Origin of the sequence: Devosia sp., from assembly GCF_030689745.1 — a bacterium.
Taxonomy (GTDB): Bacteria; Pseudomonadota; Alphaproteobacteria; order Rhizobiales; family Devosiaceae; genus Devosia; species Devosia alba.
On the sequence record NZ_JAUYGL010000109.1, the window covers coordinates 41239 to 49814 of the forward strand.

10 protein-coding genes are annotated in these 8576 nt (G+C 63.0%); 4 read left to right on the top strand and 6 right to left on the bottom strand.

Annotated features, from left to right (window positions below; genetic code table 11):
• Positions 1 to 12: 12 nt before the first annotated feature.
• The 3 genes from Q8O80_RS09540 (at position 13) to Q8O80_RS09550 (ending at position 3287) form a co-directional block, all read left to right on the top strand.
• A complete protein-coding gene (locus Q8O80_RS09540) occupies positions 13 to 1518 on the top strand; it encodes a tripartite tricarboxylate transporter permease (protein ID WP_305579229.1) in 1506 nt (501 codons plus the stop codon).
• 48 nt (positions 1519 to 1566) lie between these two features.
• Complete coding sequence (locus tag Q8O80_RS09545; RefSeq protein ID WP_305579230.1) at positions 1567 to 2190, top strand: nuclear transport factor 2 family protein; 624 nt, start codon at positions 1567 to 1569, stop codon at positions 2188 to 2190.
• A 119-nt stretch (positions 2191 to 2309) separates the two neighbouring features.
• Positions 2310 to 3287 carry a tripartite tricarboxylate transporter substrate binding protein gene (locus tag Q8O80_RS09550; RefSeq protein ID WP_305579231.1) on the top strand — a complete coding sequence of 326 codons (978 nt, stop codon included), beginning with the start codon at positions 2310 to 2312 and terminating at the stop codon, positions 3285 to 3287.
• A 247-nt stretch (positions 3288 to 3534) separates the two neighbouring features.
• Here Q8O80_RS09550 and Q8O80_RS09555 read toward each other — a convergent pair whose 3' ends face one another.
• The 4 genes from Q8O80_RS09555 to coxB form a co-directional block, all read right to left on the bottom strand.
• Entirely contained in the window at positions 3535 to 3738 is a 204-nt protein-coding gene (locus Q8O80_RS09555) for a CsbD family protein (RefSeq protein ID WP_305579232.1), read from the bottom strand.
• A 73-nt stretch (positions 3739 to 3811) separates the two neighbouring features.
• Entirely contained in the window at positions 3812 to 4126 is a 315-nt protein-coding gene (locus Q8O80_RS09560; protein ID WP_305579233.1) for a hypothetical protein, read from the bottom strand.
• Positions 4123 to 6612 carry a cytochrome c oxidase subunit I gene (gene ctaD / locus Q8O80_RS09565; protein WP_305579234.1) on the bottom strand — a complete coding sequence of 830 codons (2490 nt, stop codon included), beginning with the start codon at positions 6610 to 6612 and terminating at the stop codon, positions 4123 to 4125. Before ctaD ends, Q8O80_RS09560 begins: the two co-directional genes overlap by 4 nt.
• The gene (gene coxB / locus Q8O80_RS09570) at positions 6609 to 7235 is read right to left on the bottom strand and encodes a cytochrome c oxidase subunit II (RefSeq protein ID WP_305579239.1); all 627 of its coding nucleotides are present in this window, start codon (positions 7233 to 7235) and stop codon (positions 6609 to 6611) included. The genes ctaD and coxB overlap by 4 nt, the downstream gene beginning before the upstream one ends.
• Positions 7236 to 7376: 141 nt before the next feature.
• Here coxB and Q8O80_RS09575 point away from each other — a divergent pair, with 141 nt between their 5' ends.
• A complete protein-coding gene (locus Q8O80_RS09575) occupies positions 7377 to 7844 on the top strand; it encodes a DUF2231 domain-containing protein (protein WP_305579240.1) in 468 nt (155 codons plus the stop codon).
• On the opposite strand, the gene Q8O80_RS09580 is transcribed toward Q8O80_RS09575, so the two are convergent.
• Together Q8O80_RS09580 and Q8O80_RS09585 are read right to left on the bottom strand one after the other, a co-directional pair.
• Positions 7825 to 8337 carry a CopD family protein gene (locus Q8O80_RS09580; protein WP_305579235.1) on the bottom strand — a complete coding sequence of 171 codons (513 nt, stop codon included), beginning with the start codon at positions 8335 to 8337 and terminating at the stop codon, positions 7825 to 7827. The genes Q8O80_RS09575 and Q8O80_RS09580 overlap by 20 nt on opposite strands.
• Positions 8334 to 8576, bottom strand: a 243-nt coding sequence (locus tag Q8O80_RS09585) for a cytochrome c oxidase assembly protein (protein ID WP_305579236.1), incomplete at its 5' end; no start/stop codon positions are given. The genes Q8O80_RS09580 and Q8O80_RS09585, both read right to left, overlap by 4 nt.

The window sequence follows — 8576 nt, forward strand, 5'->3', positions numbered from 1 at the left end:
CCGGAGTTCGACATGGACATTTTCAGCGGGCTCCTGCTCGGCCTCCAGACGGCCAGCACGCTCACCAATTTCACCTATTGCTTTGCCGGGGTGTTGCTCGGCACCGCCGTCGGCGTGCTGCCGGGGTTGGGGCCGATCGCCACCATCTCCATGCTGCTGCCATTCACGTTCGGATTGCCCGCCGACACGGCCCTGATCATGCTGGCCGGTATCTTCTATGGCTCGCAATATGGTGGCTCGACCACGGCGATCCTGATGAACCTGCCCGGCGAGGCCTCCTCGGTGGTGACCACGCTCGATGGCCATGCCATGGCCAAGCAGGGCAAGGCGGGCCGCGCCCTGGCCGCCGCCGCTATCGGCAGCTTCTTTGCCGGCACCGTGGGCACCCTGTTCATCGTGATTGCCGCGCCCCTTCTGGCAGGCATGGCGCTGAGCTTTGGTCCCACTGAATATTTCTCGCTGATCGTGCTGGGCCTCGTTACCTCAATGGTCCTGACGTCGGGCTCTTTGCTCACCGGGTTTGGCATGGTGCTCCTTGGCATGCTGCTGGGGATGGTCGGCACCGACGTGAATTCAGGCGCGGCCCGCTATACGTTCGGTTCGCCCGATCTGATGGACGGGCTGAACTTCGTGGTCATTGCCACCGGCATTTTCGGATTGGGCGATGTGCTTGCAAACCTCGAAAACGAGAGTACCCGCGCTGCCAGCATCGCCAAGGTCAGTTCGCTGTTTCCGACCCGCGACGACTGGCGACGGATGACCGGCCCGATCCTGCGGGGTACCGGCATCGGTGTCCTGCTGGGCGTTTTGCCGGGGGCGGGCCTGCTGCTGTCCTCGTTCTCCGCCTATGCCCTCGAAAAGAAGATTTCCAACCACCCTGATGAGTTCGGCAAAGGGGCTATCGAGGGCGTCGCTGCGCCCGAGGCGGCGAACAATGCCGCAGCGCAGACCGCCTTCATTCCCATGCTGACCCTTGGCCTGCCCGGCACTGCGACCATGGCCCTGATGATCGGCGCGCTGGTCGTCCAGGGCGTGCAGCCCGGCCCCAATATCCTCGTTGAGCAACCGGCACTGTTCTGGGGGCTGGTGGTGTCGATGTGGATCGGCAATTTGCTGCTGCTCATTCTCAACCTGCCACTGGTCGGTCTTTGGGCCAAGTTGATCTCCATTCCCTACCGCTATCTGTTCCCGCTGATCTGCGTGTTCACGGCCATCGGCGTCTACAGCATCAGAAACAGCGCCTTCGACGTCTACCTGATGACGCTTTTTGGCGTGCTGGGTTATGTGTTCCGCAAGGCAGGCGCCGAGCCGGCGCCGTTGATCCTGGCGCTGATTCTCGGGCCGATGGCGGAGGAGTATCTGCGCCGCGCGCTGCTGATCTCCCATGGCAATGCCAGCGTCTTCTTCACCAGTCCGGTGAGCATTGGCACGCTGCTGATCGCTGCGGTCCTGCTGGTATCGATCCTGCTACCCTCGTTCCGCCGGGTGCGGGAGGAAGGCTTGCAGGAAGTCGATTGACACAGGGGCAGGGTGGCGAGCGACCCGCGACAAACATCAGGAACGGACATGACCTCCATCGGCGACAAACGCCTGCAAGACCATCTCGATCGCGAGATTTTGTTCGACCTCGTTCGCCGGGAGCGATTTGCGCGAGACCAGCGCCGTTTCGATGTCATGGCTGCATGCTTCCACCGTGACGCCTATGTCCGCACGAGCTGGTATGAAGGAACCGGTGGCAACGCCTATGTCGAGGCAAGCCGTAAATGGATGAGCAACACCGGCAACAGCAAGCACTGGGTGTTCCCGGCCTTCGCCCAGGTGCGGGGTGATCGGGCGACCGTGGAGAGTCCCGCCATGATCTTCAATCGCGCGACGCTGGACGGCACCGAGATCGACTTTCAGGTGTTCTGCCGGTTTTTCTCCCGGGCCGTGCGTGAGGCCGGGGAATGGAAGCTGGCCAGCTTCCACGTCCTGTTCGAGCGCGACACCATGGCGCCGGTCTTTTCGTCCGATCCATTGCCGATTGACCGCGCCCTGCTCGATACCATGAGGCCCTCCTACAAGTTTCTGACCTATATCCAGCGCAGCCGCGGCATCCAGGTCAACCAGGATCTGCTGGGGGACGACCGGCCGGACGAACTTGCCGCCTTCCATGCCGGGGAAGACCGCTGGCTTGCGGGGGAGGGCTAGGGCCGGGCGTTTCGAGAGATGAAACGGTCAGCGTCATGAATTTGGGCGGGCACCCTGGTGGGCTAGGTTGATCACAGCGAAACCCGGGCATCTGAAATCGGGCAAGCAGGAGGAAGCACATGAAAAGACGTGAATTCATCGTCCTGGGTGGCACCGCAGGACTATTGGCCTCGACGGGGATTTCCTTTGCGCAAGACAGCTGGCCCAGCAAGCCGGTCACGGTGATTTCAGCCTATCCGCCGGGGGGCACCAGCGACATCCTGGCCCGTCTTGTGGCCGATATCCTGACCGCCGAATTCAAGCAGCAGTTCATCCTGGAAAACGTAGCCGGTGCCGCCGGCGCCCTGGCTGGGGGCAAGCTCGCCCGTTCTGCGCCTGATGGCTACACCATTCTTGTCAGCGGCAGTGCGCCCTTGGCGGCCAACAAGGTCGTGCAGACCAGCCTTGCCTATGATCCCGAAGCCGACTTCGAGCCGATCACGGTGCTTGCGGCCAGCCCGGCACTACTGACGGCCAGCATGAACGCACCGGCCAACACCCTGCAGGAAATGCTCACCTATGCCAGAGAAAACCCGGGCCAGCTGAACATCGGCAATCCGGGGGCTGGGACCAAGGGGCACATCTGCGCGGCAATCATCGGCCAGTCGACCGGGGTTGAAATCAACCACGTGCCCTACAAGGGTTCGCCCCCGCTGATGGCCGACCTTCTGGGCGGCCATATCGAGTTTTCGCTCGACGCGCCGGCCAATTACATACCGCATATCAAGGCAGGCAAGCTGAAGGCCCTGGCCGTAACCTCAGCCAAGCGCCTGGCTCAACTGCCGGATGTGCCGACGGTTGCCGAGCAGGGCCTCGAGGGCTACGACCAGACGCTCTGGTTTGGCATAGTGGGCCCGAAGGGCATGCCGGCCGAAATCGTCGCCAAGATCAACGACACGCTAAAGGCCTGGAGTACGCTCCCAGAGTCGCAGGCTCTGCTCGCATCCTTCGGCGTCGCGGCAGTCCTCAATACCCCGGACGAAATGCGGGCAACGGTGGCCCAGGAAATCCAGGCCATCCAGCCACTGGTGGATGCCGGCCTGGTGCAACCGAGCTAACCCGACCTCGAAGAGCTGCAAAAACGAAACACCGCCTCGCAATTTGCGGGGCGGTGTCCTTTGGCAAAGGGGCTGCCGAGGTCGTCGCCCCGTCATCCAAATTCCAGGTTTTCAGTCCCAAAGCTGTTCGCGCGGCCCGGGATAGGGAAGCGGGCACCACGATTGCCTTCATCCCCAGGGGCACGGGCACGCGTCTAGCGGCAATAAAAAGCCCCGCGCCATGGCGGGGCTGATTTGCTTTGCTGGTCTACCAGCTTTGACGACCGTACCAGTCGTCCACGTCCTTTTTCACCTCGTCCTTGGCCTTGCCGTAGCGCTCCTGGAGCTTTCCTTCGAGCTGCTCGCGATTGCCATTGATCTGGGCCAGGTCGTCGTCTGTGAGTTTGCCCCACTGCTCTTTGACCTTGCCGGTCATCTGTTTCCAGTTACCTTCAACGCGGTTCCAATCCATCGGTATATCTCCTGTGTGGTGTGAGAGACCAACGAATGAGAGCGGGTGTGGTTCCTGGCAAAAAGCCCGCCGCTCAGATGCAGACTGTCGCAAAGGTCACCGGAAAATACACCAGTATCCCCGCCACCAGCGCCGCCCGGTTGGCCCAGAGCGCCGAGATCGACAGCGTGGTTGCCGGCTCCCCGGTGCTGTACGGTCGCTGCCGCGCCAACCAGCCAAGCGGCAGCAGCGAAAGCAGGTAGGCGCCGATCAGCATGGGCCGATGCCAGTCACCCCAGCCGAACGCACAGCCAAGTGCCTGCATGCCATAGAGCACCACGAAGGCGACCGACCACACAGTGAACCCTGCCACCAGCAACAGCAGCGCCCGTCGCTCCTGCGCGCTCATGCGCCGTCTCCTGCCAGCGCCAGCATGAGCACCAGGCCGAGTGCGGGCACCAGTGCGGCGGCGGCATAGCCATTCCATAACCACGCCAGCACCAGTTCGGTATTGCGTCGCGTCGATACAAACCCCTGTTGCACGCGCCAGATACCGTAGCTGGACATCAGTGCGCCAAGTGCCGTGTGGATTGTTGCATAGGCCAGAAGCGCGAACATGGTCGCCTGCCGCGCATGGCCTGTCGGCTCCGGCACCCAGGCCATCAACACAGCCAGCACGACCACCGCCAGGACCTGCGCCACAGCTGAGCCAATCAGCAATCCACTCGCGTTGGCGCGGCGCGCCAGCCAGCTGAAGCCGGCGCCCGCCGTGCTGGCCATCAATGCCAGTGCCAATAGCCACAAGGGCAGGTCGAGCGGCGCCAGCCCGTCCCAGTTCGGCGCCACAACCAGCAGAAAGAGGCCTCCAAACAGCAGCGATGAAAACAGTATCGCGTCCATCACCACGGCCGTCCGATTGGCCAGCACCGTAACGTTGCCTGGGCATTCCACATCGCGCGGTGCCTGTTCGCCCATCCCGATGTCAACCGGTCCGCTATCGTGTTTTCGCCCAAGCTTGACGGTCCAGAGGAGGAACAGGACCACCGTCAGCAGCGCTCCCAATGGCGCGAGCCAATAGAAGCCAAACAGCAGCGCCACAAAGATGCTGCCGGTGGCCAGTCCGGTCCACAGGGGCAGGAAGCTGGACTGGGGCAACACGATCAGCTGCTCGGCCTCGCCTGTCACCATGTCGACGCCCAGCGTCTCCATTTGGCCGTCGCGCGGAAAACCGAGATAGCCGCGCCCGCCGGCCAGTTGCGGACCAATGAGGCGCGGCGCCAGCTGATCCCCCGGGGCATCGATGCGCGGCAGGGCGGCAAAGGAATAGTTGGTCGGCGGCGTCGGTATCGCCCATTCCAGTGTCCCGGCGTGCCACGGATCGCGGCGGAACGGCCGCCCGAAGCGGAATTGCATCACGATATCGGCCAGAACCAGCGCAAACCCCATGGTGAGAATGAAGCTGCCCACCGACGAAAGCAGGTTGAGCCAGTCCCAGCCCCAGTTGGACGGATAGGTGGAAATGCGCCGCGGCATGCCCATCAGGCCGGTCAGATGCATCAGGAAGAAGGTGAGATTGAAGCCCACCATGATGAACCAGAATGCCGGCACCGAAAGCCGGTAAAGGCTCTGTCGCCCCGAAATATGGGGCATCCAGTGATAGATGGCCGCGAGCATGGGGAACACGAATCCGCCCACCAGCACATAGTGGAGATGAGCGACCACGAAATAGCTGTCATGTGCCTGGGTGTTGAACGGCACCATGGCCAGCATGACGCCGGTCAGTCCCCCAATGACGAACACCACGAAGAACCCGGCCACATAAAGCATGGGAATGTCCCACCGCGGCCGCCCTGACGCGAGCGTGCCGATCCAGGCAAAGATCTGGATCGCCGTCGGTATCGCCACCAGCGCGCTGGCCGCCGAAAAGAACGCCAGCGCCAGGTGGGGGATGCCCACCGTGAACATGTGGTGCACCCAAAGCCCAAAGCTGAGGAACCCCATGGCCACGATCGCGGCGATAATGGCGCGAAAGCCCAGGATTGGCCGCTGTGCAAAGACCGGGATGATGGTCGACAGCGCACCGGCTGCAGGCAGAAAGATGATGTAGACCTCAGGATGCCCGAACAGCCAGAAAAGGTGTTGCCACAGCAGGGGATCGCCGCCACGCGTGGGATCAAAGAACGGCAGCCCGAACGCCCGCTCCAGTTCGAGCAGGATCGAGCCCAGGATCAGCGGCGGAAAGCCAACGATCATCATCCCCGAGGTCACCAGCATATACCAGGCGAACAATGGCATACGGATCAGCGACATGCCGGGCGCCCGCACCTTGAGAATGGTAACGAACAGTTCCACCGCCGCCGTCACGGCCGAGATTTCAACAAAGGTGATACCCAGCAGCCATACGTCGGCGTTGATGCCCGGCGTATAGGGGCGCGAGGACAGCGGCGTGTACATGAACCAGCCGCCATTGGGCGCCACCCCCATCAGCATTGCGATGATCAGGATCGAGCCGCCGAACAGATAGCACCAGAACCCGTAGGCAGTCAGCCGGGGGAAGGCCATATCCCGGGCGCCCAGCATCTTGGGCAGGATATAGATGGCGAAGCCCTCGAACATGGGAATGGCAAACAGGAACATCATCACCGTGCCATGCATGGTGAAGATCTGGTTGTAGATTTCCGGGCCAACAAACGCGCTGTTGGGCGTCGCCAGCTGCGCCCGGATCAGCATCGACAGCAGGCCGCCAATGGCAAAGAAAATCAGCGCCACCACCATGAAGCGGCGCCCCAGCACCGTGTGGTTGACGCTGGACAATCGCCCCAAACCGGGCGGCGTGCCCCATATGTCGTTCAGCGCCCGGTGCAGGCGAATGGGCGAGAGGTCGGACTGGCTCATGGGTTGCCGCCCTCCATCAGGGCCGCAAACGCAGCGGGATCGTGTGCCTCCACCCGGAATTGCATGCCGTCATGACCTTCGCCGCAATATTCGGCGCACTGGCCCCAATAGATTCCGGCCTCGTCGGCCTCGAGCCGGATGACATTGGGATGCCCGGGGATCGCATCGATCTTGCCGCCCAGCCGCGGCACCCAGAGCGAATGGATCACGTCGCGGGCTGTCACGACGATGTCCACTGGTTGACCGGCCGGAATATGCAGGGTCTCCGTCGGCGGCATGGCGGTCCCGGGATAGCGGAACGTCCACGCCCATTGCCGGGCTTCGCCTTCCACCCGCACCGGCGCTTCTCCATGCGGCAGCAATTGCTCGCCCAGCACCAGCGCCGTGCCAGTCAGCAACACGAGAATGGGGACGGGCAGCATCAGCCCGCCGCCGATAATCCATTGCCCCGGCGTCACGCGGCTGATCCAATCGCTTCGCGTGTAGGCCAGCAGCAGGAGCACCATGACCAGCGCAAACAACAGCGTCGCGCCGATCAGCATGACCCACCACAAGGTCGCCAGATTGGCCGCGCGCGGGCCCGCCGGGTCCAGGGCGGACAACGCGCCGCTGCAACCCGCCATCGCCAATGGCGTTGCACCAATCAGCAACGTCTTGATCAGAGGAGTCTTCCAGTGAGCGACAAAGCGAGCCAAGCCGACGAAAAGCCCGACGAGCAGGACGAAACCCCGCCCGAAGCGCACTCCGCCCACCCCAACCCGCATATTCGCTCGGTCGCCGACAAGGATATCAGCTCGGCCATCGCCGTCGCCGGTCATCCCCTGCACGCCATGTTGGTGCATTTTCCAATCGCCTTCGTCGTCGCAACCCTGGGCGTCGATGTCTTCTACTGGTGGAGCGCCGACCCGTTCTGGGTGCAGGTCGGCATCTGGTCTGCCAGCGCCGCCTTCCTGCTCGGCGTGCTGGCCTCTATCGTAGGGACGCTCGAATTGCTCGCCGTGCCCGGGATTCGTGTCCGCGTCGCCAGCTGGAACCATGCCATTGCTGCAATGGTCCTGGTCGCCATCGCCGGGGCAAATGCCGGGCTGCGGCTCTACCACCCCGAGCAGGTCCTGCCCAACGGCCTCATGCTGTCGACGCTCGCCAGCATGGCCGTTGCCTTTGCCGGTTGGCATGGCGGAAAACTGGTATTCGATCATGGCGTCGGCCTCATCATATCCACCCGCCAATAACGGGTTCCGCCATTTCCCGCAGGGCGCCGGGCGCAAAGAACGTTGCCAGCCCTGCGGGCCAGTCCAGCCGCGGCTTGCCCAGCACCAGCGCCAGGATCACGCTGACGACGACGAGCGTCAGCGGTACCACCAACGCGAATTGGACGGTGGGGTAGCGTCCTGTGCGTTCAAAGATCTTGAGGATCATCAGCCCCGACAGGATGTGCAGACCGGTCATGGCAGCCACGGCAACCAGCTTGGCCGAGAACCAGTTCTCGTAGGTGCCCTGCAGCAGGATCAGCGCCGTGCCCGAAGCAATGGCCGCAAATGCCCCCGGCGAAACCAGCACCACGTAGAAAAACCGCGTGAAGGCATGAAGGCGATGCAGGGCCTCGTCCTGTAGTCCCCGGCGCTGGCGGTACAGAAACGGCAGGGCGATCAATCCCCCTGACCAAAGCGCTATTGCACCGACATGGATGAATTTGAGCCAGGTAATCGCAAAGTCCTGGATCATCGGGCCGCCGATCGGTCCGGCTGCAGTGCATCAACCAGCCGCCACAGCACCACGGCCAGCAGCGGCAGGTTGGCCGGCACCCACATGATCAATCCGCCAAGCTGCTGGTCATCGACCGGTGAGACCCCGAACGCCAATGTCGTCGCCAGATGCGGCAGGTAGAGCGGCTGCGGCGCAAAAACCAGCAAGGCGCCAAGCAGCCCCATCTGGGTTGCGCTGGCCAGCGCGGTTACGCCCGC

Coding starts and splice junctions, on each gene's coding strand:
- coxB (WP_305579239.1), bottom strand. CDS start 7,235: ATGGCGGGTTGCAGCGGCGCGTTGTCCGCCCTGGACCCGGCGGGCCCG.
- Q8O80_RS09580 (WP_305579235.1), bottom strand. CDS start 8,337: ATGATCCAGGACTTTGCGATTACCTGGCTCAAATTCATCCATGTCGGT.
- ctaD (WP_305579234.1), bottom strand. CDS start 6,612: ATGAGCCAGTCCGACCTCTCGCCCATTCGCCTGCACCGGGCGCTGAAC.
- Q8O80_RS09555 (WP_305579232.1), bottom strand. CDS start 3,738: ATGGATTGGAACCGCGTTGAAGGTAACTGGAAACAGATGACCGGCAAG.
- Q8O80_RS09540 (WP_305579229.1), top strand. CDS start 13: ATGGACATTTTCAGCGGGCTCCTGCTCGGCCTCCAGACGGCCAGCACG.
- Q8O80_RS09560 (WP_305579233.1), bottom strand. CDS start 4,126: ATGAGCGCGCAGGAGCGACGGGCGCTGCTGTTGCTGGTGGCAGGGTTC.
- Q8O80_RS09545 (WP_305579230.1), top strand. CDS start 1,567: ATGACCTCCATCGGCGACAAACGCCTGCAAGACCATCTCGATCGCGAG.
- Q8O80_RS09550 (WP_305579231.1), top strand. CDS start 2,310: ATGAAAAGACGTGAATTCATCGTCCTGGGTGGCACCGCAGGACTATTG.